This is a genomic window from Microbacterium ureisolvens (genome assembly GCF_015278315.1).
GTDB classification, from domain to species: domain Bacteria; phylum Actinomycetota; class Actinomycetes; order Actinomycetales; family Microbacteriaceae; genus Microbacterium; species Microbacterium ureisolvens.
This window is the reverse complement of record NZ_JADIJE010000002.1, coordinates 84,937-107,202: the sequence shown is the minus strand read 5'-3', so window position 1 is coordinate 107,202 and position 22,266 is coordinate 84,937. Positions and strand designations below refer to the sequence as shown.

At 72.8% G+C, this 22,266-nt stretch carries 23 protein-coding genes and 1 riboswitch; of the genes, 9 read left to right on the top strand and 14 right to left on the bottom strand.

What is annotated here, in order from left to right; genetic code table 11:
- Window positions 1–19 precede the first annotated feature (19 nt).
- The 4 genes from IM767_RS02850 to IM767_RS02835 all read right to left on the bottom strand — a co-directional run bounded on the left by IM767_RS02850 (window position 20) and on the right by IM767_RS02835 (window position 3,157).
- Window positions 20–859 (bottom strand): SDR family oxidoreductase, encoded by an 840-nt coding sequence (locus IM767_RS02850; RefSeq protein WP_109208954.1) that lies wholly within the window; start codon window positions 857–859, stop codon window positions 20–22.
- Window positions 860–982: 123 nt separating this feature from the next.
- Entirely contained in the window at window positions 983–1,759 is a 777-nt protein-coding gene (locus IM767_RS02845; protein ID WP_109208953.1) for an enoyl-CoA hydratase/isomerase family protein, read from the bottom strand.
- Window positions 1,760–1,767: 8 nt separating this feature from the next.
- Entirely contained in the window at window positions 1,768–2,529 is a 762-nt protein-coding gene (locus tag IM767_RS02840) for an SDR family NAD(P)-dependent oxidoreductase (RefSeq protein ID WP_109208952.1), read from the bottom strand.
- A 112-nt stretch (window positions 2,530–2,641) separates the two neighbouring features.
- On the bottom strand, window positions 2,642–3,157 hold the full coding sequence (locus IM767_RS02835) for a hypothetical protein (protein WP_162564201.1): 516 nt from the start codon (window positions 3,155–3,157) through the stop codon (window positions 2,642–2,644).
- Window positions 3,158–3,219: 62 nt separating this feature from the next.
- On the opposite strand from IM767_RS02835, the gene IM767_RS02830 reads away from it, so the two are divergent.
- Genes IM767_RS02830 through IM767_RS02820 form a run of 3 tightly spaced genes read left to right on the top strand, consistent with a single transcriptional unit; the run spans window position 3,220 to window position 4,844 of the window.
- Window positions 3,220–3,570 (top strand): DUF488 domain-containing protein, encoded by a 351-nt coding sequence (locus IM767_RS02830; protein WP_109208950.1) that lies wholly within the window; start codon window positions 3,220–3,222, stop codon window positions 3,568–3,570.
- Between the two features lie 45 nt (window positions 3,571–3,615).
- Window positions 3,616–4,341 carry an aminoglycoside 3'-phosphotransferase gene (locus tag IM767_RS02825; protein ID WP_109208949.1) on the top strand — a complete coding sequence of 242 codons (726 nt, stop codon included), beginning with the start codon at window positions 3,616–3,618 and terminating at the stop codon, window positions 4,339–4,341.
- Complete coding sequence (locus tag IM767_RS02820) at window positions 4,338–4,844, top strand: SRPBCC domain-containing protein (protein WP_109208948.1); 507 nt, start codon at window positions 4,338–4,340, stop codon at window positions 4,842–4,844. Before IM767_RS02825 ends, IM767_RS02820 begins: the two co-directional genes overlap by 4 nt.
- A gap of 15 nt (window positions 4,845–4,859) precedes the next feature.
- Here the strand turns inward: IM767_RS02820 and IM767_RS02815 are convergent, their stop codons facing one another.
- The 3 genes from IM767_RS02815 to IM767_RS02805 form a co-directional block, all read right to left on the bottom strand.
- Window positions 4,860–5,666 carry an energy-coupling factor transporter transmembrane component T family protein gene (locus tag IM767_RS02815; protein ID WP_194398791.1) on the bottom strand — a complete coding sequence of 269 codons (807 nt, stop codon included), beginning with the start codon at window positions 5,664–5,666 and terminating at the stop codon, window positions 4,860–4,862.
- Window positions 5,663–7,138, bottom strand: a complete 1,476-nt coding sequence (locus IM767_RS02810; RefSeq protein WP_339327380.1) for an ABC transporter ATP-binding protein — start codon at window positions 7,136–7,138, stop codon at window positions 5,663–5,665. Before IM767_RS02810 ends, IM767_RS02815 begins: the two co-directional genes overlap by 4 nt.
- A 2-nt stretch (window positions 7,139–7,140) precedes the next feature.
- Entirely contained in the window at window positions 7,141–7,788 is a 648-nt protein-coding gene (locus tag IM767_RS02805; protein ID WP_109208947.1) for an ECF transporter S component, read from the bottom strand.
- A riboswitch (TPP riboswitch) is annotated at window positions 7,781–7,890 on the bottom strand. Its footprint overlaps the gene before it by 8 nt.
- A 36-nt stretch (window positions 7,891–7,926) precedes the next feature.
- Here IM767_RS02805 and IM767_RS02800 point away from each other — a divergent pair.
- A complete protein-coding gene (locus IM767_RS02800) occupies window positions 7,927–9,648 on the top strand; it encodes a D-alanyl-D-alanine carboxypeptidase family protein (RefSeq protein ID WP_109208946.1) in 1,722 nt (573 codons plus the stop codon).
- Window positions 9,649–9,672: 24 nt separating this feature from the next.
- On the opposite strand, the gene IM767_RS02795 is transcribed toward IM767_RS02800, so the two are convergent.
- Both IM767_RS02795 and IM767_RS02790 read right to left on the bottom strand, forming a co-directional pair.
- Window positions 9,673–10,635 (bottom strand): aldo/keto reductase, encoded by a 963-nt coding sequence (locus IM767_RS02795; RefSeq protein WP_109208945.1) that lies wholly within the window; start codon window positions 10,633–10,635, stop codon window positions 9,673–9,675.
- Window positions 10,622–11,950: an enolase C-terminal domain-like protein gene (locus IM767_RS02790; protein WP_109208944.1), complete on the bottom strand. Its 1,329-nt coding sequence runs from the start codon at window positions 11,948–11,950 to the stop codon at window positions 10,622–10,624. The genes IM767_RS02795 and IM767_RS02790 overlap by 14 nt, the downstream gene beginning before the upstream one ends.
- A gap of 134 nt (window positions 11,951–12,084) precedes the next feature.
- Between IM767_RS02790 and IM767_RS02785 the strand changes: the two genes are divergently transcribed.
- Together IM767_RS02785 and IM767_RS02780 are read left to right on the top strand one after the other, a co-directional pair.
- The gene (locus tag IM767_RS02785) at window positions 12,085–12,939 is read left to right on the top strand and encodes a fumarylacetoacetate hydrolase family protein (RefSeq protein ID WP_109208943.1); all 855 of its coding nucleotides are present in this window, start codon (window positions 12,085–12,087) and stop codon (window positions 12,937–12,939) included.
- Window positions 12,927–13,697, top strand: coding sequence for an SDR family NAD(P)-dependent oxidoreductase (locus IM767_RS02780; protein WP_109208942.1), 771 nt, complete (start codon window positions 12,927–12,929; stop codon window positions 13,695–13,697). The genes IM767_RS02785 and IM767_RS02780 overlap by 13 nt, the downstream gene beginning before the upstream one ends.
- A gap of 108 nt (window positions 13,698–13,805) precedes the next feature.
- Here IM767_RS02780 and IM767_RS02775 read toward each other — a convergent pair whose 3' ends face one another.
- The gene (locus IM767_RS02775; RefSeq protein WP_109208941.1) at window positions 13,806–14,654 is read right to left on the bottom strand and encodes an amidohydrolase family protein; all 849 of its coding nucleotides are present in this window, start codon (window positions 14,652–14,654) and stop codon (window positions 13,806–13,808) included.
- Between the two features lie 73 nt (window positions 14,655–14,727).
- On the opposite strand from IM767_RS02775, the gene IM767_RS02770 reads away from it, so the two are divergent.
- The gene (locus tag IM767_RS02770; protein ID WP_109208940.1) at window positions 14,728–15,405 is read left to right on the top strand and encodes a FadR/GntR family transcriptional regulator; all 678 of its coding nucleotides are present in this window, start codon (window positions 14,728–14,730) and stop codon (window positions 15,403–15,405) included.
- Between the two features lie 57 nt (window positions 15,406–15,462).
- On the opposite strand, the gene IM767_RS02765 is transcribed toward IM767_RS02770, so the two are convergent.
- From IM767_RS02765 to IM767_RS02750, 4 genes are all read right to left on the bottom strand, one after another.
- Complete coding sequence (locus IM767_RS02765) at window positions 15,463–16,389, bottom strand: J domain-containing protein (RefSeq protein WP_109208939.1); 927 nt, start codon at window positions 16,387–16,389, stop codon at window positions 15,463–15,465.
- A gap of 71 nt (window positions 16,390–16,460) precedes the next feature.
- Window positions 16,461–17,009, bottom strand: coding sequence for a hypothetical protein (locus tag IM767_RS02760; protein WP_109208938.1), 549 nt, complete (start codon window positions 17,007–17,009; stop codon window positions 16,461–16,463).
- On the bottom strand, window positions 17,006–17,848 hold the full coding sequence (locus IM767_RS02755; protein WP_109208937.1) for an LssY C-terminal domain-containing protein: 843 nt from the start codon (window positions 17,846–17,848) through the stop codon (window positions 17,006–17,008). The genes IM767_RS02760 and IM767_RS02755 overlap by 4 nt, the downstream gene beginning before the upstream one ends.
- Before the next feature lie 25 nt (window positions 17,849–17,873).
- The gene (locus tag IM767_RS02750; RefSeq protein WP_109208936.1) at window positions 17,874–18,971 is read right to left on the bottom strand and encodes an enoyl-CoA hydratase/isomerase family protein; all 1,098 of its coding nucleotides are present in this window, start codon (window positions 18,969–18,971) and stop codon (window positions 17,874–17,876) included.
- Window positions 18,972–19,112: 141 nt separating this feature from the next.
- Here IM767_RS02750 and IM767_RS21125 point away from each other — a divergent pair, with 141 nt between their 5' ends.
- Both IM767_RS21125 and IM767_RS02740 read left to right on the top strand, forming a co-directional pair.
- Window positions 19,113–21,440 (top strand): ATP-binding cassette domain-containing protein, encoded by a 2,328-nt coding sequence (locus IM767_RS21125; RefSeq protein WP_109208935.1) that lies wholly within the window; start codon window positions 19,113–19,115, stop codon window positions 21,438–21,440.
- Window positions 21,437–22,255 (top strand): ABC transporter permease subunit, encoded by an 819-nt coding sequence (locus tag IM767_RS02740; RefSeq protein ID WP_109208934.1) that lies wholly within the window; start codon window positions 21,437–21,439, stop codon window positions 22,253–22,255. The genes IM767_RS21125 and IM767_RS02740 overlap by 4 nt, the downstream gene beginning before the upstream one ends.
- The last annotated feature ends 11 nt before the right edge of the window (window positions 22,256–22,266 follow it).

Below are 22,266 nucleotides of genomic sequence, written 5' to 3'. Positions count from 1 at the left end.
CCGTCCAGGAAGGTCGGGCTCAGTCCAAGAAGATGTCGGGGAACAGCGCCGAGTCCGGCGTACCCGGCACGGCCGCGTAGCCGGAGAAGTCGCTCACACCGGCGGCCTCGAGCACGTCCTCGACGATGAGCGTCTGCCCGGTGTACTCGCGCGACGGCTTCGTGAAGATCTCGTACGCGGCGTCGGCGTAGATCTCGGGCGTGCGGCTCACCTTCATCATGCGGTCGCCACCGAGGGCGAACTGCACCGCGGCCGTGGCGATAGTGGTCCGCGGCCACAGGGTGTTGGCAGCGATGCCCGCCTCGGCGAACTCCGCCGCCAGACCGAGCGTCGCCATCGTCATGCCGTACTTCGCCAGCGTGTAGCCGGTGTGTGCGCCCAGCCACTTCGGCGACAGGTTGAGCGGCGGCGACAGCGACAGGATGTGCGGGTTCTCGGCATCCTGCAGCATCGGCACCGCGGCGCGGGAGAGCATGAAGGTGCCCCGCACGTTGACGTCCTGCATGAGGTCGTACTTCTTGGCGTCGAGGTCGAGCGAGCGCGACAGGTCGATCACCGAGGCGTTGTTCACGATGATGTCGATGCCCCCGAACTCGCCCTGGGTCTTCAGCACGGCCTCGGTGACGTCGTCGTCGTTGCGCACGTCGCCGACGATGGGGAGCGCCTGGCCGCCGGCGGCGCGGATCTCTTCAGCCGCCGAGTGCACGGTGCCCTCGAGCTTGGGATGGGGCGTGTCGGTCTTCGCCAGCAGCGCGATGTTCGCGCCGTCGCGCGCCGCGCGCAGCGCGATCGCGAGGCCGATGCCGCGGCTGCCGCCCGACATCAGGATGGTCTTGCCGGCGAGGGGCTTGTCGCTCATGTCATGGTCCTTTCGGGTGATGCCCGGCGTCGAGATCGTGGTTTCTCGCCGAGGCACCGTGTCGTCGGCGCCGGGAGTGTGGTCGCTCGGCGAGAACGCGGTTGGTCGATGAATGCTCGGGAATCAGGAACGGGACTTGGCGGATGCCGCGGCGAAGGCGGCGACGCGCGCCTTGGCCTCGTCGGTGTCGAAGCGGGCGCCGATCGAGGCGGCCTCGTCGTCGAGATTGTCGGCGAACGAGCGGTGGGCGCCGGTGCGGACCAGGCGCTTGGCCTGTCCGAAGGCGGCGGTGGCGTTGTCGATCCAGAAGCGCGCGACCGCCTCGGCGCGGGACGCCACGTCGTCCGCCGCCACGACCTCGGTGACGAGCCCCCAGTCGAGCGCGGTCTCGGCGTCGATGGTGAGGTCCTGCAGCAGCAGCTGGAGCGCGCGGCGCTGACCGACCGCCGCCGGCAGCAGCGTCGAGACGCCGAGGTCGGGCGTGAGGCCGATGTTGGCGTACTTGCTGACGAACTTCGCCTGATCCGACGCGACGATGTAGTCGGCGGTGAGCATCAGGCCCAGTCCCCCGCCCGCGACGGCGCCCTGGACTGCCGCGACGATCGGCTTGTCGGACTCCACGAACGTGCGGATGCCGTCGTGGATCGTGTGCGCCGCACCGGTGACGTCGGCACCCGAAGCGCCCGAGGTCGCCATCTCGAAGACGTCGCCGCCGGCGCAGAACGCCGGGCCTGCGGCATCCAGGATGATCGCCCCGACCGACGCGTCGGACGTGAGCTCGTGGGCGACGGCCTGCCAGCGCGCGCCCATCTCGAAGCCCATCGCGTTGAGGAACGCCGGCCGGTTGAAGGTCACGCGCGCGAGAGCGCCGTCGCGGGTGACGAGGATCGAGTCGCTCACGTTTCTCCTTACTTCGGCGCCATGCGGATGGCGCCGTCGAGGCGGATGGTCTCGCCGTTGAGGTAGCCGTTGTCGACGATCGACATCACCAGGCGCGCGTACTCGTCGGGCCTGCCGAGGCGCTGCGGGTAGGGCACCTGCTCGCCGAGGGAGTCCTGCGCGGCCTGCGGCAGCGACGCGAGCATCGGGGTCTCCATGATGCCGGGCGCGATCGTCACGACGCGGATGCCGTAGCGCGCGAGCTCGCGGGCGATGGGCAGCGTCATGGCGTGCACGCCGCCCTTGGATGCCGAGTAGGCGGGCTGCCCGATCTGGCCGTCGAAGGCCGCGACGCTCGCGGTGTTGACGATGACGCCGCGGTCGCCGCCTTCGGCGGGCTCCGTCTTGGCGATGGCCGCCGATGCCTGCGAGATGACGTTGTACGTGCCGATGAGGTTGACGCGGATGATCCGCTCGAACCCGTCGAGCGGCGTCGGGTTCCCCTCGCGATCCAGCACTTTGGCGGGCGGGGCGATCCCGGCGCAGTTCACGACGACGCGGAGGGGACCGGATGCCGCAGCCGCGGCGACGGCGGCCGCCACCTGTTCCGGGTCTGTGACGTCGGCCGGAGCGAACGATCCGCCGAGCTCGGCGGCGACGTCGGCGCCCGGCGAGGACGGCAGGTCGACGATCGTGACGGCGGCGCCGGCCGCAGCCAGGCGACGGGCGGTGGCGAGCCCGAGTCCGCTCGCACCGCCGGTGACGAGCGCGGAGGCACCCGTGAGGTCCATGGATTCTCCTTCGAAGTCCGGATTCTGCGGAACCGCGTATCAGCATACGCGGGACTGAGTCCCAGGCGTGTCGGCACCCGCATCACCAGGCTAGCCGCGCGCCCGCGAAGGGTCACTCCGCGATGATCGGTCTCACCCTGACCAGCGCGGAGATGCGGTCGAGCAGCTCCGTGGGGCGGCCGAGCAGCACGCGCGCCTCGGTCCGGGCGACGAGGTACTCGAGAAGGCCCTGGGTGGCGCGAACTTCTCGCGGGCGGTAGCCGGAGAGGTAGTGCTGGGTGACGTCCCACACCACGAGGCCGCCGTCGTTCGCGGCGATCCGCACCGGGAACGTCGGCGCGGACTCGGGCTTGTCGGTGAGCCCTCCGCCGAGCAGTCCCTCCAGCAGCGGCCCGACCGAGTCGGCGATCACCGGGTGCACCCAGCGGGTCGTCTGCGGCTCGAGGGTCACGGCACGCACGCCGTCCCACGGAATGAGCGGGCCGGTCCGGTCGCCCAGCCACAGCGTCAGGCCGTCGGTGGTGAGCCGGATGTGGCGTACGGCGGTGTCGCCGATCGCGAGGGCCGGCGCGTCGCCTTCCAGCGCCGTCATCGGACCCCGCCTGCGGGTCGCGCGCACGGTGGCCATGCACCCATCCCATCACGTGGGACGCATGGCCCGGTGCCCCGGCCCGGGTGTTTGATGGGCGAATGGAGATCCGGTTGAAGCGCGTGTACGACGATCCGGCGCCCGACGACGGGTTCCGGGTGCTCGTCGACCGGCTCTGGCCGCGAGGGCTGTCGAAGGAGCGCGCCGCCCTGGATCTCTGGGCGAAGGAGGTCGCTCCGTCGACCGAGCTGCGCAAGGCCTTCCATCACGGCGCGATGGCATGGGCCGAGTTCGAGACCGCCTACCGCGCCGAGCTCGACGGACCGGCCCGCACGGCCGTCGCGTCGCTGCGGGCTGAACTCGCCCCGCATCCCGTCGTGACGCTGCTGCACGCCGTGCACGACGACACCCGCAACCACGCGCTGATCCTCCGCGAGGCGCTCGAGTCCTGATCCTCACCCCCGCACCCGCCCCGCCGACCCCGGCAGGATGGGAGGGTGACGATCCCCGTCGACGACATCGAGGTCCCGCCGCAGGTGCGCGCGCTCGCGCGCGGCGCCGCCCTCACCCCGGTCTGGCGCAACGACTACGGCGGGGTGACCTTCCGCACCGACGACGGCAGGTACGTCAAGCACGGGCCGCGCAACGCGGAGTCCTCGTTCGCCGGCGAAGCCGCGCGACTGCGGTGGGCGGGTGCGCACGTCACGGCGCCTCGCGTGCTGGAGGAGGGTGGCGACGACACGCACGAGTGGATGGTGACGGTCGCGGTCCCGGGTCGCTCGGCGGTGGATCCGCGATGGATATCGGATGCCGCCACCGCCGTCCGCGCGGTCGGCGAGGGTCTGCGCGCGCTGCACGACGCGCTGCCGGTGGCCGACTGCCCCTTCGACTGGGGCGTGCCCGCGCGCGTCGAGAACGCGGCGGGACGTGGCATCCGTGTTCCCGATGCGCTGCGCGAGCCGCCGCCCGTCGACCGGCTCGTGGTCTGCCACGGCGACGCCTGCTGCCCCAACACGCTGATCGGCGACGACGGGCGGTGGAGCGGTCACGTGGACTTCGGCACGCTCGGGATCGCCGACCGGTGGGCCGACATCGCCGTGGCGTCGATGTCGACGGCGTGGAACTATGGCGAGGGATGGGAGGACGCCCTCATCGAGGCGTACGGGATCGCACCCGATCGCGAGCGCCTCTCGTACTACCGGGAGCTGTGGAACGCGACATGACCGACATCACCGGCACCGTGGCGAAGATCGACGGCGCACCGAACCTCGTCATCCTGCGGCGCTTCCGGGCGACGGCCGACGAGGTGTGGCGGCACCTGACCGAGTCCGACCTGCTCGAGCGCTGGATCGGCCGCTGGGAGGGCGACCCGGCGAGCGGGCACGTCACCTTCTACATGACCGCGGAAGGACAGGATCCCGAGCCCGAGGAGTACACGATCCTGGAGTGCGACCGGCCGCGGCGGTTCGCCGGCGACACGTCGCAGGGCGGCGGAGCGTGGCACCTGTGGTTCGAGCTGGCGGAGGACTCGCCCGGCGACACCGTGCTCACCTTCGGCCAGCGCCTCAACCCCGGCGAGGACGTCGGCTCGATCGGCCCGGGCTGGGAGTACTACCTCGACCGGCTCGTCGCCGCGCAGGCGGGCGTCGACGTCGCGACGGTGAACTGGGACGACTACTTCCCCGCGCTGCAGCCCGGCTACGAGCGGCTCGTCGCCGCGGACTGATCCCGGCCCGCCCGGTCAGGACCACACGAACCGGAAGGTGCCGACGGCTACGGCCGCGCCGATCGCGAGCGCCATGATCGCGATGCCCCCGAGAAGGGCCAACGCATCGCGGGGGTGCAGGCGGGACGGGCGAGCCCACGTCCGCGGGATGCCGGACCCGAACCCGCGCGCCTCCATCGCCATCGCGAGCTTCGTGCCGCGACGGACGGCGAACACGAGCAGCACGAACGCCATCGAGAAGAACCGCCGCACGGCGCCGGTGTCGCCGACCCCCCGCGCGCGCCGCGCCAGCTGCATGCTGCGCCAGTCGTCGAGGAACAGCCCGAGCGTGCGCGTGCCGGCGAGGACGCCGAGCACGAACCGCGACGGCAGCTTCGCGACCTGCGCCAGCGCGTCGGCGAGCTCGGTGGGGTCGGTGCGGCCGAAGAGCAGGATCGTCGGCAGGCCGAGCGCGATGACGCGCAGGCACACCGCGACAGCGAGGGCGATCGACTCGTCGCTGATCGTCGCGTACCAGAACGACCAGTAGACGGTGCCGCCGGGCTCGGCGTACAGCAGCATGCTGACGCCCGCGACCGGCGCGAACACGATGATCGGCAGCATCCGCTTCAGCACCGTCAGGGCGCCCAACCCGGTCAGCGGGATGCACGCGAGCTGCAGCGCGATGGCCACGAGCGCACTGGTGACGTCGATCGAGGCGAACAGCGGCACGGAGAGCAGCAGGGCCAGCACGATCTTGGTGACCGGGTTGACGCCGTCGAGCCACGCCCGCCGTGTGTCGTAGGTGCCGTCGTGCATCGCCGGCGCGTCGACGGCGGTCATGCGCCCACCCCCGCGGGCACTGGCGCGCCGAGGTCGATCCGATGGCCGCCGAGGTGACGCAGCACCTCTTCGTCATGGCTGACCGCGACGACGGTCGTGCCCGCGGCGATCTCGGACTGCAGCAGCTGCACGAGCTCGATCCAGCCACGGCGGTCCTGCCCGAACGTCGGCTCGTCGAGCACGATGACCGGCGGCGCGTCGGCGAGCACGGTGGCGACCGAGAGCCGGCGCTTCTGGCCTCCAGAGAGCGTGAACGGGTTCGCCGCGGCCAGCGGTGCCAGGTGCAGCCGCTCGAGCAGCTCGTCGACGACCTCGCCGACCGCGGCGGGATCGACGCCTCGTGAGCGCGGGCCGATGGCGAGCTCGTCGCGCACCGTCGACGCGAGGAACTGGTGCTCGGGTTCCTGAAACACCGTGCCGATGCGGGTGAGCAGCTCGCGCGACGTCCACCGCGAGGGGCGGCGACCGGAGCGGCCGGCGAGCTCGGAGGCCGCGACGACCTCGCCGGCCGCCTCGGGCAGCAGGCCCGCGAGCGTCAGCGCCAGCGTGGACTTGCCGGCGCCGTTCGCGCCGGTGACGATCGTCGCGGCGCCCCGCGGCACGCGCACGTCGAGTCCCGCGCGCACGATGGTGCGTCCGTCGCGCGAGATCGAGAGAGCGGATGCCGCCACCGCCGCCTGCGCGTCGACCGGAGCGGCCGGCAGCACCGGCAGCTCGACCGGGCGACCCGGCACCCACACCCCGGCGGCCGCGAGCTCTGCGCCGTGGCGGGCGAACACGTCGGAAGGTCGTCCGTCGGCGAGGAGCCCGCCGTCGGCGGCGACGACGATGACGCGGTCCATGAGGTCCGCCCACACGGCGGTGCGGTGCTCGATGACGACCAGCGTGGCGCCCGTCTCGGCGAGCGCCCGCTCGATGCTCGCGCGCACCTCGCGGACGCCCTCCGGATCGAGGTTGGCCGTGGGCTCGTCGAGCAGCAGCACCCCGGGCCGCATCGCGAGGACGCCCGCCAGCGCCAGCCGCTGCTTCTGCCCGCCCGAGAGCGCCTTCGTCGGCCGCGTGAGGGGCACGTCGAGCCCGACTGCGGCGAGCGCCTCGGCGACGCGCGCGGGGATCTCGGATGCCGCCACCCCGAGGTTCTCGCACCCGAAGGCGACGTCGTCGCCGACCTTCGACAGCACGACGCCCGAGTCGGGGTCCTGCAGCACGAGTCCGACGCGTCCCCGGTGGGCTTCCGCACGCTCTCCGTCGATGAGGAGCGAGCCCGTCTCGTCGCCCTCGTCGGCGCCGCCGAGGAGTCCCGCCATGCCCGCGAGCAGCGTCGACTTGCCGGCGCCCGAGGCGCCCAGCAGCAGCACGCGCTCGCCGGGTTCGATCGTGAACGAGACGTCGCGCACCGCGGGCGCGCGGCGCCCGGCGTAGCGCCAGCCCCAGCCCGCCGCCGTGATGCGGGCGGGACGGGTGGCCGCCACCGTCAGACCTCGCGGCGCGCTTCGCGTCCGGCCGCGAAGCGGTTGAGTGCGCCGGTGGCGGCGAGCGCACGCACCGCGAGCCAGCCGACGAGGCCTGCGAGCAGGGCGCCCGACACGACGAGCGACACGAGGTAGATGACGTTGAACTCGAGGGTCTTGAGGATGTTGGGCGAGCTGCCGTAGAACAGCTCGAACACCCAGGCGCCGACGGCCGCGCCCACGCCGGCGAGCATGGCGACGGGCAGCGTGAACCGGCGGTACAGGAAGAGGGCGAAGATCAGCTCGGCCCCGAGCCCCTGCACGAGCCCCGACAGCAGGGTCGAGACGCCCCACACGTTGCCGATGAGCATCGAGACGATGGCCGCGATCACCTCGACGAGCAGGGCGGCGCCGGGCTTGCGGATCACCAGCCCGCCGATGACGCCGCCGATCAGCCAGATGCCCACCGCGAGGCCCCCGAGGCCGGGGGTCAGGCCGTCCATCGCGATGAACCAGGCGTAGCCGACGGTGTTCCAGGCCCAGAAGACGAGGCCGATCGCGACGCCGAGCACGGCGGCGACGACGATGTCGACCACGCGCCACCGGGGGCTGCGCGCGGGCTGCGGGTTCTTCGCCGCAACGGGGGTGGATGCGGACGTGGACGCGTGCATATGAGCTCCTCCCTGCGCCGGCATGATCCGGATCAGGTTCGACGGTCGAAGCGTGGGTCGCTTCCTCTCAGCCCGGCTCACCGGACTCCCGTGGTTGTGGCGCAAGTATACCGCCGCGATGACGGGTATTTTGGGGGGATGACCTCGGACGACACCCCTGTGCCCACGCGCCGTGCGCGCCGGGCGCGGACCGGTGCCGTCCCGACGACGCCCGACGACGCCGCGATCGCCCGGGGCATCCTGACCGCCCCGACCGCGGGCACCGAGTCGGGCCACCCGGGCACCAGCACCGCCCCGGAGGACGTCGCGGCCGTGCCGTCCAGCATCGCGACCGTTCCGCTGGCAGCTGCTCCGGCCGCGGCAGCGCCCACTGTTCCCGTGTTCGAGCAGGCGCCGGACACCATACCGGGCATGCCGGGCCTCGCCTCCGAGCCGACCGCCCCCGTCGCCACGTGGAATCCCTTCGAGTCGGTCGATCCCACCGAGACCGCCGCTCTCGCCGCCGAACGCCCCGCCGCCGGCAGCCGCACCGCTCTGGCCTGGGTGGACGAGACCGCCGTCGCCAGCCCCACGGCTCCCGGCGACCTGTCGGCCGCCGCGACCCCCTACGTGACCGTCGATGCCGATCTGCTCTCCGACGCCCCGCGACGCTCGCCGCTGCGCGCCGGCGTCGTCGTGCCGACGCTCGCGATCGCCGCCGTGCTCGCCGGCTACGCGGGCACGACACTGCTCTGGCCGCTGCACGCGGTCGCGCCGACCGTCACCGCGATGGAGGTGCAGCCGATCGCGGCCCCGGCCGCCGTTCCCGCATGGCCCGCCCAGGGCAGCGCGGCGGAGGCCGTCGGAGGCATCCCCGGCACGCTGGCATCGACGGCCGACCCCGACTCGATCGCCAGCATCACCAAGGTCGTCACGGCGCTCGTGGTCCTGGACGAGCTCCCACTCGCCCCGGGCGAGCAGGGCCCCGAGTACCGGTTCACCTCGGCCGACAACTCCCGCTACTGGCAGTACCGCCGAGGCGGCGAGTCGGCGCTGGACGTACCCGTCGGCGGGACGCTCACCGAGTATCAGATGCTCGAGGGCATCCTCATCGGCTCGGCGAACAACTACGCCGACCGCCTCGCGCAGAGCATCTGGCCGTCCGACGCCGTGTTCGCGGCCGCGGCCTCGGCCTGGCTCGCGACACACGGCGTGCCCGGGATCACCGTGTACGAGCCGACGGGCATGGACCCGCGCAACACCGCCACCAACGAGGCGCTGGTGACCCTCGCTCAGAAGGCGCTCGCGAATCCGGTGATCGCCGAGATCGTCGCGAAGCAGTCGATCGACCTGCCCGGCGCCGGCCACGTCGAGAACACCAACGGGCTGCTGGCCGACCCCGGGGTGGTGGGCATCAAGACCGGCACGCTCGACGCCTGGAACCTGCTGTCGGCCAAGGACGTCGCCATCGGCGACACCACGGTGCGCCTCTACGCCTCGGTGCTCGGCCAGCCCGACGATGAGAGCCGCCTGGCCGCCTCACGCGCGCTCTACGCGCAGCTCGAGCAGGAGCTCCAGCTCAAGCCGTCGGTGACCGCGGGCACGGTGACGGGCTTCGTCGAGACCCTGTGGGGCGACAAGGTCGAGGTCGTCACCGCCGGCGACGCCTCCGTGATCCTGTGGAACGGCGGCAGCGGAACGGTCGACACCACGTACGACCTCGGCGAGAGCCGCGAGGCCGGCGACGTGATCGGCTCGCTCACCGTCGCCGGGCCGCTCGACGACACCAGCGTCGAGCTGCGGCTCGCCACCGACGTCAGCGATCCGTCGCCCTGGTGGCGACTCACGCATCCGCTCGACCTCTTCGGCCTGAACGGCTGACGCCCCGCGCCTTACGCAGGCGGCTCAAGGCACGAGGCCCTCGGCGGCCAGTTCCTCCCACAGCGCCTCCGGGATGCTGATCTCCATGAGTTCCGCGTTGCGGCGCAGCTGGTCGGGCCGGCTGCCGCCGACGACCACCGAGCGCACGGTGTCGTCCCGCAGCGGGAACTGCACGGCGGCGGCCGGCAGCGGCACCCCGTGCGCGCGGCACACCGCGACCAGCCGCTGCAGCCGCACCCACAGGGCCTCCGGCATCCGTCCGTACTCGTACCTGTCGGATCGCTCCGGCACGTCCTTCGCAAGCAGGCCCGAGTTGAAGACGGATGCGGCGACCACGCCCGTGCCCTGCGCTCGGCACTCGGGCAGCACGTCGTCCGCGGCAGGCTGCTCGAGCAGCGTGTAGCGGCCCGCGACCATGATCAGATCGAGGTCGGCGCTGTGGACGGCCGCGGCGAGCGCCTCCGTCGCCATCGAGCCGATGCCGATCGCCTGCACCGCCCCCTCGGCCCGCAGCTGCTCGAGCGCGGGGAAGGCCTGGCTCAGCGCCAGGTCGAGGTCGTGACGCTCCGGATCGTGGAGGTACAGCAGGTCGACGCGGTCCAGGCCCAGGCGCTCGAGCGACTCGTCGAGGCTCGCGCGGATCCCTCGCTCCGAGAAGTCCCACTCCCGTCGCAGGGTCGCCGGCACGTGGAAGTCGGCGGCGAGGTCGAGCTCGCCGGCGTGATCCGGGTTCGGTCGCAGCAGGCGTCCGGCCTTCGTCGAGATCACGTACTCGTCGCGCGGTTTGGTCCGAAGGAACGCCCCCAGGCGTCGCTCCGACAGCCCGAGGCCGTAGTGCGGCGCGGTGTCGTAGTGACGGATGCCGCTCTCCCACGCCGCGTCGAGGATCGCCCAAGCCTCGTCGTCGGTGAGCTCGCGGAAGAGATTGCCGACGTTGGCGGCGCCGTACCCGAGACGCGGGAGCGCGAGGGGCTCAGGCCGCGGCATCCGTCGTCCCGTACTCGTACTGCGCGCGGCTCTCGGGCTTCATCTCCATGCCCGCCCCCGGTGCGAGCGGCGCGTGGTAGGCGCCGCCGCGGACGTCGGTGGGCACGACGAAGTGCTCGTGCAGGTGGTCGACGTACTCGATCATGCGGCCCTCGCGCGTGCCGGCGACGGCCACGAAATCGAACATCGACAGGTGCTGCACCGCCTCGCAGAGGCCGACCCCGCCGGCATGCGGGCACACCGGGACGCCGAACTTGGCCGCCAGCAGCAGGTTGGCGATGTTCTCGTTGACGCCGCCGACCCTGACGGCGTCGATCTGCATCACCGAGATGGCGCCCGCCTGCAGCAGCTGCTTGAAGATCACGCGATTCTGCGCGTGCTCCCCCGTCGCCACGCGCACCGGTGCCACGCCGCGGGCGATCTCGGCGTGCCCGAGGACGTCGTCGGGGCTCGTCGGCTCCTCGATCCACGCCGGCTCGAACTCGGCCAGCGCGTTCACCCACGCGATCGCCTCCGGCACCTCCCAGCGCTGGTTCGCGTCGATCGCGATGGGGAACCCGTCGCCGCACACCTCACGCGCGATGCGCAGACGGCGGATGTCGTCCTGCAAGTCGGCGCCGACCTTCAGCTTGATCTGGCCGAAGCCGTCGGCGATCGCCTCGCGGCACAGCCGTGCGAGCTTCTCGTCGGAGTAGCCGAGCCAGCCGGGGCTCGTCGTGTAAGCGGGGTAGCCGGTTGCGAGGAGCTCCGTCTCGCGCTGCGCGCGGCCGGGCTCCGCCGCGCGGAGGATGTGGAGCGCCTCCTCGCGGGTGAGGGCGTTGCCGAGGTAGCGGAAGTCGACGAGATCGACGATCTCCTCGGAGGTCAGGCGCGAGAGCAGCTGCCACAGCGGGAGCCCGGCGCGCTTGGCCTTGATGTCCCACAGCGCGTTCACGACGGCGCCGATCGCCATGTGCATGACGCCCTTCTCGGGACCGAGCCAGCGCAGCTGCGAGTCGCCGATGAGCTCGCGGTTGGTGGCGCCCATGTCGTCGAGGAGGGGCTCCAGCTCACGCCCGACGAGATGACCGGCGAGCGCGTCGAGGGCCGCGACCTGGACGTCGTTGCCGCGGCCGATCGTGAAGACGAAGGCATGGCCCGAGAGGCCGTCGGAAGCGGCGCTTGCGCCGAGCGACGAAGGGGCCGGAGCGTCGGTGACGATCCGCAGGTAGGCGGCGGAATAGTCGGGATCGGGGTTCATCGCGTCGGAGCCGTCGAGGCTCAGCGAGGTCGGGAATCGGATGTCTGTCGTCTCGAAGGCGACGATGCGGCTCACGGTTGCGGATCTCCTGCGGCGTTGGGTGCGGGTGGCGAAGCACACGCAGTTAAACATCCGATGTCTATACTGTCAATCACGCCCGCGGAACGACCGGCGCCGTCGCCGGCCCGCACCGAGAATCCAGGAGAGCCATGAAGTTCGCGCGCCTCGGCGAGTCCGGAAGCGAGATCCCCGTCGTCCTCGACGGCGACCGCTTTCTCGATCTGCGCCCGCTCACATCCGATGTCGACGGCGGGTTCCTCGCCGACGACCCGGTCGGCCGCACGACCGCCGCCGTCGCCGCCGGGCAGCTGCCCGAGCTGGAAGGCGCCGATGGCCTGCGGATCGGCGCTCCGATCGCCCGCCCGAGCGCCGTCGTGTGCATCGGCATGAACTACGCCGCGCACGCCGCCGAATCCGGCGCGCAGCCGCCGAGCGTTCCGGTGATGTTCCTCAAGACGCCCAACACCGTGGTCGGCCCGAACGATGCGGTGACGATCCCGCGCGGCAGCGAGAAGACCGACTGGGAGGTCGAGCTCGGCATCGTGATCGGGCACCGGGCCGCCTACCTCGACTCGCCCGCCGACGCGGCCGCGCACATCGCGGGCTTCGTCACCGCCAACGACGTCTCGGAGCGCACGTTCCAGCTCGAGGTGTCGGGCGGACAGTGGTCCAAGGGCAAGTGCGCACCAGGCTTCAACCCGACCGGACCGTGGCTCGTGACGCCCGACGAGGTCGACCCGCAGGCGCTGCGGCTGCAGAGCCGCGTGAACGGCGAGCCGCGCCAGGACTCCTCGACGGCCGACATGATCTTCCCCGTCGACCACATCGTGTGGCACCTGTCGCAGTTCCTGACGCTCGAGCCGGGCGATCTGGTGCTGACCGGCACCCCGCAGGGCGTCGCGCTGTCGGGGCGCTTCCCCTACCTCGCCCCCGGAGACGTCGTCGACATCGAGATCGAAGGTCTCGGCGCCCAGCGTCAGGAGTTCGTGGCATGGGCGGAGTGAGCGGACAGTCGCTCGAGGGCCTCGTCGCCGTCGTGACCGGCGGCGCGTCGGGCATCGGCGCGGCGATCGCGGATGCCCTGGCCGAACAGGGCGCGCAGGTCGCGGTGCTCGACCTCGACCCGTCGGGCGCGGACCCGCGGTTCGCCGCGTTCACCGCCGACGTGTCCGACCGCGCCGGGGTCGACCGGGCGATCGCCCAGGTCGGCGAGCGCTTCGGTCGCATCGACATCCTCGTCAACAACGCCGGCATCGGCGCGCAGGGCGACGTCGCCGCGAACGACGACGACGAGTGGGCGCGCGTGCTGTCGATCAACGTGACTGGCATCGCGCGCGTCACCGCGGCGGCGCTGCCGTGGCTGCGGCGCTCGCCGGCTGCGGCCATCTGCAACACGTCGTCGATCGCCGCCACCGCCGGCCTGCCGCAGCGCGCCCTCTACAGCGCGTCGAAGGGTGCCGTGCTGTCGCTGACCAGGGCCATGGCCGCCGACCACCTGCGCGAGGGCATCCGCGTCAACGCGGTCAACCCCGGCACCGCAGACACCCCGTGGGTCGGGCGCCTGCTGTCGAGCGCCGCCGATCCCGAGGCCGAGCGCGCCGCGCTCGAGGCGCGCCAGCCCCACGGGCGCCTGGTGTCGGCCGACGAGGTCGCCGGCGCCGTGCTCTACCTCGTGAGCCCGGCGTCGGGCTCGACGACCGGCACGTACATCGAGGTCGACGGGGGCATGTCGGCGCTGCGCCTCCGCCCCGCCGGCTCATGATCGCCTGCGCGCGCCGAATCCCTGGTCGGTGACCCGACGCGCCGCGAACGGATGCCTCCTCCCGGCGTGCCGCGCCGACCGGCCAGGTTTTCGGGCACCCTGCCCTGCTCAGCGAAGACGATAGACGCGCTCGGCGTTCTCGCGGAGCACGGCGTGGTGGCCGCGAGTGCCGACGCGGTCGTCGAGCCACGAGGTCACGGTGTCGATCCAGCGCCCGAACGGGCCCGACACCGGCCAGTCGCTGCCGAACAGCAGACGGTCCGGCCCGAACGCGTCCAGGGCGATGTCGAGGAACGGCCGCACCTGGGCGTCGGTCCACTCGCCCGCCGACTCCGCCGGCAGGCCCGAGACCTTGCACGTGACGTTGGGGCGCCGGGCGAGATCCCGCAGCGATTCCGCCCACGGCGTGCCGTCGGCGGGATCGGCGGCCTGCGGCGACCCCAGCTCGGGCTTGCCCAGGTGATCGAGCACGATGGCGAGGTCGGGCAGCGCGTCGGCGAACGCCACGACGTCGGGGAGCTGCGTCCACCGCACGCACGCGTCGAAGGACAGCCCGGCTGACGCGACGGCCTCCGCGGAGCGGAGGAATCCCGGCCGCACGCAGAAGCCCTCGGGCTCGGACTGCAGCAGCCGGCGCACGCCGACGACGAGGGGCCTCTCGGCGAAAGCGGCCAGATGCCGGTCGGTCGCGGCGGGATCCTCGAGCGGAGCACGGGCCACGATGCCGCGCAGCGGCACGCGGTCCGCGAGCGACGAGACCCAGTCGACCTCGGCGACGGCTTGCTCGGGTGCGCACTCGGCCTGCACGAAGACGAAGCCGCAGTCGTCGTCGGGTGCGTCCTGCAGCGCGACGTCCAACTCGTCAGGGCCGAAAGATCGGAGCAGCGGCCCGTCGAGCCAGTCGTACGTCAAGACGTCGGTGTCCCACAGATGGAGGTGTGCGTCCACGACTCGCATGCCACCATTGTGGCGCGGCGGGCGGCGGTGGCGGCATCCGTTTCTGTGGACATCCGATGTCTAGGATGGGCTCGTGGCCGTCACCGACGAAGCGATCGAGAAGATCAAGGACATGATCGTGCGCGGCGACCTGACCCCCGGCTCCCGCCTGCCGCCGGAGAAGGATCTCGCCGAGCGGCTCGGCCTGTCGCGCAGCTCGATGCGCGAGGCCGTGAAGGCGCTCGAGGTCATCCGCGTGCTCGATGTGCGGCGCGGCGACGGCACCTACGTGACCAGCCTCGAGCCCAAGCTGCTGCTCGAGGCGATCTCGTTCGTGATCGACCTGCACGACGACGACTCCCTCCTCGAGATCTTCGCCGTGCGGCGTGTGCTCGAGTCGCACGCGACGGGGCTGGCGGCGCAGCGTGCCGACGACGACGACGTGGCGGGATTGGATGCCGAGATCCGCGGTGTCGCCGCCGACACCGATCCCGAGACGCTGGTCGAGCACGACGTGCGCTTCCACGGCGCGATCGCGCGGCTCGCCGGCAACGACTACCTCGCGAGCCTGCTCGAGAGCCTCACCAGCCAGACCGTCCGCGCACGCGTGTGGCGCGGGCTCACGCAGGCCGGCGCCGTCGAGCGCACGCTCGCGGAGCACCGGGCGATCCTCGAGGCGATCGCCGACCACGACGTCGAGCTGGCCACCGCGACCGCCCAGGTGCACATCGCCGGCATCGAGCGCTGGCTGCGCCAGGCCCGCGACGCCTGACCCCCGGCCGCGCGCGGGCGCCGCTGGCCCCGAGTGCGACCCGACGCCGCGCGCGGGTCAGGCGAAGCGGACGGTCTGCTGCAGGCGCGTGCGGTAGTCGAAGACCTCGTTGCCGCCGACGTCGCGCGCACCGGTGATGCCGCGGCGCAGCACCGTCGCGAGGGCGCTGCGCGAGACGATGGCGACCCGCACACCCCGCACCTTGCCGATCTCGTCGATGGGGGTGACCACGTCCTCGTCGGGGAGCACGACGATCGCGCCGCTGAAGCGGACCCCCGCCGCGCGGGCGATGACCCGCATCCGCGCGAGCAGCTCGGCGATCGGCGCACCGGGCACGCCGTCGCCCACGAACTCGCCGCGGCGCAGCCGCACGGGGCCGCCGAAGTCCTCGGACAGGATCGCGTACAGCCCGCTGGGGCCCAGCACGATGTGATCGATCTTCGCATCGGGGTCGACGCCCCTGCCGGACGCGTCGACGTCGTGCCACACGGTGTAGCCCATGCCGAGGTCGGCGACGACGCGGGCGGTCGCCTCCTCGGCGAGCGCGTCCGCCAGGAGCCGCCGCAGCGCCACAGGGGCCGAGCGGACCAGGGCGGGGTCGTAGGGGTCATCGAGCGTCACGCCGCGGCCTGCCCACTCGCGGATCAGCGTGAGATAGCGCTCGCGGCGCCAGCCGCCCGGGTGACCGTAGGAGCGCGCACGAGGGCGCGTGTCGGTGCGGGCCGCCGGCGGGCGCCAGCCCGACCACTCCGGAGCTGCCGCCTCGCCGAAGCCGTGCCCGCGGTCGTACGCAGCACGGGCGTCGGGGGTGCCGACGAGCTCCCACGCGCGCTGCACCTGGATGAACACCGCGGCGTCACCGCCGGTGTCGGGGTGCGTCTGCCGCAGCCGCAGGCGGTAGGCCTTGCGGAGGGTCTCGTCGTCGACGCCGGGGTCGACGGCGAGCACCTCGTAGGCCGACGCCGAGAGCGGACTGTCGAACACGCACCCTCCCGAGCGGTCATGCCGCGGTCGCGGCGAGAGTCAGGTTACGACACGTGGCGAGGGGCCGGCTGTCAGCGCCGTTCGTTGCGGCGGGCGTAGGCCGCCGCGCTGCGGCTGGACAGCGCCAGCAGCAGCAGGATGTCGAGGCTCAGCGACACGTAGGTGGTGTCGATCTGGATCTCCTGCCCCTGCGCCCACCACGCGACGAACGACGTGCTGATGGAGCCGAGCGCGATGAGCATCACGATCACGCGCGCCCAGTTGTGCCCGAGGAAGACGAAGACCGCCAGCAGCAGATCGGCGAGCAGCACCGCTGCGCCCGCGGCGAGCACGACCCACAGCGCGGCCTGCGCGCCCTCGGGCGAAGGGTCGAAGCCTTCGAGCACCGAGTCGGGGTCGGCCAGCAGGTCCTCCCATCCGGCGGCGATGCCCACGAGCACCACCACGCCCGCCAGCACGCGCAGCAGGATGAGGCACACCCCGGCCACGGTCGTGGTGGGGCGGCGCATGTGCGGGTCGTAGACGGTCGGCCGCAGCAGCCGCGCCGGCGGCTCGTAGGCCGGTCGCTTCTGCGGTGCCGGCTGCTCGGGCCTCTTCTGGGGCTCGCGGGCCACGCTCACGCGGTCACCTCCCCCGCCTCGGCCACCCGCGGCTCGACGCCCCGCACGTCGACGATCGGCAGGTCGCCGTCGGTGCGGATGCTGTCGCCGCCGCCGTTGCGCGCGTGATAGCCGGTGGCGAAGTCGGCGATGACGTCCACGACCACGCGGGGGTCGGCATCCGTCACGGTCTGGACGATGTGGTCGCGCTCGACGTCGGTGTCGGCGTCGATGCGGTGGGTGACCTGGAGCGTGAACAGCGACAGGCCGACGCTCGTGTCGAACGTGCCGGCGGCGAGCCAGTCGACGCGGCGGCCGCCCGGAAGGAGCCAGTCGTCGGGACACCGCCAGAACCTCACGTGATGACGCTGCGCGGGGTTGCCGTCGACCTCCTGCTGGTACGCGAAGTCCTGCTGACGGCCGAAGAGGAACAGCGGGCTCACCGGGGCCTCGTCGTAGCTGCGCCGCGTCAGCGTCGAGGTCACGATGCGCCACGACGAGCCGAGGGTGACGGGGTCGGCCGGCGTCCAGCCCGCCTCCTCTATGGCCGTCTGGATCTGCTCCCCGGTCCCGAGGAACGCGAGGTTGACCGGGTCGCCGAGCAGCCCGTCGCTCGTCCTGGTCCGCCCGATGAAGTAGTCCGGCACGTAGATGGTCGTGAGGATCCGGTGCAGCCGCGGCAGCACGAGGTAGGCCAGCAGCACCCAGAACGCGAGGAAGAACGGGATGCCCCACCACCCCACGTGGAAGGTCTCGGTGAGGCTGAGGTAGGCGAGCCACAGCGCCGCCGCGCCGGCGAAGACGAAGAAGAACCAGTCGATCGCGACGCCGATCGAGTAGCTGCGTCGCCGGCTGCTCATCGTCGCGTCCCCGTGCGGTGCGGTGTCAGTCCCAGAGGGGGACGTGGGGCCGGTGGGCGAGGGCGGATGCCGCGACATCCGGCGGCAGGTCGGCGAGCGTCGCCGGCTGCCAGCGCGGGGTGCGGTCCTTGTCGATCACCTGCGCGCGGATGCCCTCGGCGAGGTCGGGCTGGGTGGTCGCGAACCACATGACGAGGCCGTACTCCTGCTCGAGCGCGGCACGCAGGTCCGGGAGCTCGCGCGCGCGGCGCACGGCTGCGAGCGTCACGGCGAGGCCGGTGGGTGAGAGCTCGCCGAGGAGGTCGGCGGTGGCGGATGCCTCGAGCTCGGGTCGCGCGCGAAGCCGCTCGACGATCTCGGACACGGTGTCGGCTGCGAACGCGTCGTCGATCCACGGCCGGGCGCGCTCGAGCCCCGCCGGCGCCGGGGTCTCGTCGAACAGCAGCACCAGCTCGGTCGGCGTCGACGGATCGGCGCGCGTCTCGAGCGCGTCGCGGACGGCGTCGAGGCGGTCGTGGGGCACGAAGTGATCGGCGAAGCCGGCGTAGATCGCATCGGAGGCATCCATGACCGCGCCCGTGAGCCCGAGGTATTCGCCGAGACGGCCGGGAGCGTGCGCCAGCAGCCATGTGCCGCCGACGTCGGGCGTGAAGCCGATGCGCGTCTCGGGCATCGCCAGCTGCGAGCGCTCGGTGACGATGCGGATGGCGGCGTGTCCGGCCAGGCCGATGCCGCCGCCCATCGTGATGCCGTCGGCGAGCGCGACGAACGGCTTCGGGTACTCGGCGATGCGGGCGTTGAGCGCGTACTCGTCGCGGAAGAACAGCGCCGACTCGTCGGCCTTGCCGCCCGTCACCCGCTCGGCGAGCCCGCGGACATCGCCGCCCGCGCACAGCCCGCGCTGGCCTGCCCCGTCGAGGAGCACCACGTCGACCTCGGTGTCCTGCTCCCACGAATCCAGCGCCTCGTGCAGCAGGTGGATCATGCCGAGATCGAGCGCATTGATCGCCCGCGGGCGGTTGAGCGTGAGGCGTCCGAGGCCGCCGCCTGTGCGGGCGAGGACGGTGGGCTCGGCAGCTGGCTCTGCGGCGGGCTCGGCGGTGGGCTCGGCGAGGTCGGTCACGAGCGCAACGTTACCGGGCGAGCGAAGTTCTCCCACGCTGGACCGGGATTTCCGCCAGGATGGGACTCAGTTCCGCAACGAAGCGGCCCCGTCCCATAGCCCCCGCGGGGTGTCAGCTCACGACCTACGAGAGGGTTCGGCATGCCCCACGGCCAGTCGCTGGAGTTCTCAGGTGTCACCAAGCGCTTCGGCGCCGTCACGGCGGTCTCAGGGCTTTCAGCCCGCGTCGAACCGGGGAGGGTGACCGGATTCCTCGGGCCGAACGGCGCCGGCAAGACGACGACGCTGCGGATCCTGCTCGGGCTGGTCCGCGCGACCGAGGGGACCGCCACGATCGGCGGCCGGCGCTACGCCGAGCTCGACAGCCCGCTGCAGACCGTGGGCGCCGTGCTCGAGGCATCCAGCTTCCATCCCGGCCGCACCGCCGCCGCCCATCTCACGATCTACGCGCAGGCGGCGGGCATCTCGAAGGCGCGCGTCGGCGAGGTGCTCGATCTCGTGGGGCTGACTGATGCCGCGGGCCGCAAGGTCGGCGGCTTCTCGCTCGGCATGCGCCAGCGGCTCGGCCTCGCGTATGCCCTGATCGGCGATCCGGGCGTGCTCGTGCTCGATGAGCCGTCGAACGGCCTCGATCCCGAGGGCATCCGGTGGATGCGCGGCTTCCTCCGCCAGCTCGCCGCCGAGGGGCGCACGGTGCTGGTGTCGTCGCACCTGCTGGCCGAGGTGCAGCAGACCGTCGACGCGCTGCTGATCATCTCGCGCGGGCGGCTGGTGTTCCAGGGCGAGGTCGACGAGCTCACCGACTCCGACGAGTCGGCCACCGTGGTCGACGCCCCCGACCGCGCCGCGCTGACGGCGGCGCTGCAGGCGGCCGGGGTGCCCTTCGAGGTGCTCCGCTCGGGGCTCACCGTGCGCGGCGTGGACCCGACGACCGTCGGCGCCGCCGCGGCGGCGGCCGGAGTCGCGCTGTCGTCGCTGCACCGGCGGGGCCCCGCGCTCGAGGAGGTCTTCCTCGACCTGGTGAACGGCACCCGGGTGCACGCGAGCGCCGGTGTGGGCGCGCTGTCGCCGGTCGGAGCGACGGATGCCGCAGCCCCGGCCGAGTCGGATGCCTCGGCGGCAGCGGTGGCCGGCGGCGCGGCGGGCGTCGCAGCGGGCGCTGCGGTTGCGGCGGGCGCCGGAGCAGACGTCGAGGCGCCGACGGACGAGGACGCGGAGGCCGAGGAGGCCGAGGAGTCGGCGCTCAGCGCCGCCGCACTCGACGCCGAGGCGACCGGAGCGCCCGGCGCTGCGGCATCGCTGGCAGCCGCTGCCGGTGCCGCCTGGGCGGACGAGAGGCGGGCGGACGAAGACATCCGCCGCTCCGACGTGGCCGAGCCGGGAGCGGCGGAATCCGCTGAGTCCGAACCCGTACTCGCTGTGTCGGCGGAGCCTCTGGCCGCGGAGCCTGTGGCCGAGGAGCCTGTAGCCGCAGAGCCTGTAGCCGCGGAGCAGGTAGCCGCGGCGGATGCCGAGCCCACCGCGCCGACTGCGCCTGTGGCCGCACCCGCGGAGTCCGGGGCCGCTGTGCCGGCCGCAGCTGCCGACGATGTCGACCAGTCGGAGCCCGTCTCCGAGCCGGACGCGGCGGCGGATGCCGAACCCGCCGGGCCTGACACCCCCGATCCTGCCGCGACCCACGGTGCCGTCGCAGGGCCGCAATCCGACTCACAGCCGGACGCGCCGGCGGATTCCGGGTCCGTCGAGCCGACGGCATCCGAACCCCCTTCCGATCACGACGCCGAGGCCTCGCCGGACGCGGACGAGTCCGGTGCGCCCTCCTCCCCCACCTGGGCGGTGGCGAGCACCGGAGTGATCGACGTCGTGCCACAGCCCGCCGCCGCCTTCGACCCGTGGGCGCCCGAGGATTCCGACCCGGACGTCGATGCCATCGGCGAGATCGACGATGAGCTCTCGACGCCGGAGCCGGTCGACGCGGACGACGATCGTCCCTGGGAGCATTACGAGAAGACGGAGTCCGACCGCGAGGCCGACGCCTTCTTCGCCGCCTTCGACCACACCGCGAACGTCGGCGCCGGCACCGCCCCCGAGACCGAGCCCGACGGCGACAGCGCCCCCGACACCGAGCCCGACGCCCACAGCGCCCCCGACACCGCACCCGGCCCCGGCGCTGCCACCGACTCCGAGCCCAACACCGACCGCGACTCCGCACCCGACAGCGCCCCCGACACCGACTCCGACCCCGGCACTGCGTCGGACGCAGACCCCGCTCCCGAGGCGCAGCCCGAGGCATGGGTGCCGCCCGAGGCCGATCCCGGCGACGACGCCCACGACGGCCCGGGCACACCGGAAGCCGGCGGCACGCCCGCGGACGAGGCATCCGTCGCCGACGACGACCCGGCCGTCCTGGCGGACGTCACCGCCGCCGACTCCCCCGAATCCCGCGACGACGAAGGAGGCGACCGATGAGCCTCACCGCGGCGACACGGGCCGAGACCACGAAGCTGTTCTCGACGAGCATCTGGTGGATCCTCGCGATCGTCCTCTTCGCCTACGTCGCGTTCACGGCCGCGGCGCTCGGCTTCGTGTTCGCGGCCGCGGCGACCGGATCGCTGCCGGGCGACGCGCCGCCGCTGCCCGAGGAGGGCCTCGCCGCGACGCTGTACAGCACAGCCACGACCGTCGGCTACGTGTTCCCGCTGCTCGTCGGCACGCTCATGGTGACGGCGGAGTTCCGGCACAAGACCCTGACCCCGACCTTCCTCGCGACGCCGCGCCGCGGGCGCGTGCTCGCCGCGAAGCTCGCCGTCGGCATCCTGATCGGCGTCATCCTCGGGATCATCGGCATAATCGCCGCGGTCGGCACGTCCGCGGCGTTCCTCGCGGGCTTCGGCCTGGGGACCGAGCTCACGTCGCCCGACACGTGGGCGATGCTCGGACGGATGCTGCTCGCCTACGTCCTGTGGACGCTCATCGGCGTCGGGGTCGGAGCGCTCGTGCGCAACCAGGTGGCCGCCATCGTGGGGGTGCTGGTGTTCACGCAGTTCGTCGAGCCGATCGGGCGCACCGCCGCCGCGTTCGTCGAGGGCCTGTCGGATGTCACGCGCTTTCTCCCGGGCGCGGCGAGCGACGCGCTCGTCGGGGCGAGCGTCTTCTCGGCGTCGATGCCGCAGGGCTCGTCGGACGAACTCGAGTGGTGGGTCGGCGGGCTCGTGCTCCTCGGCTACGCCGTGGTCTTCGTCGTGCTCGGGCAGCTGGCGAGCTGGCGTCGCGACGTGAGCTGACCGGTCCGGGG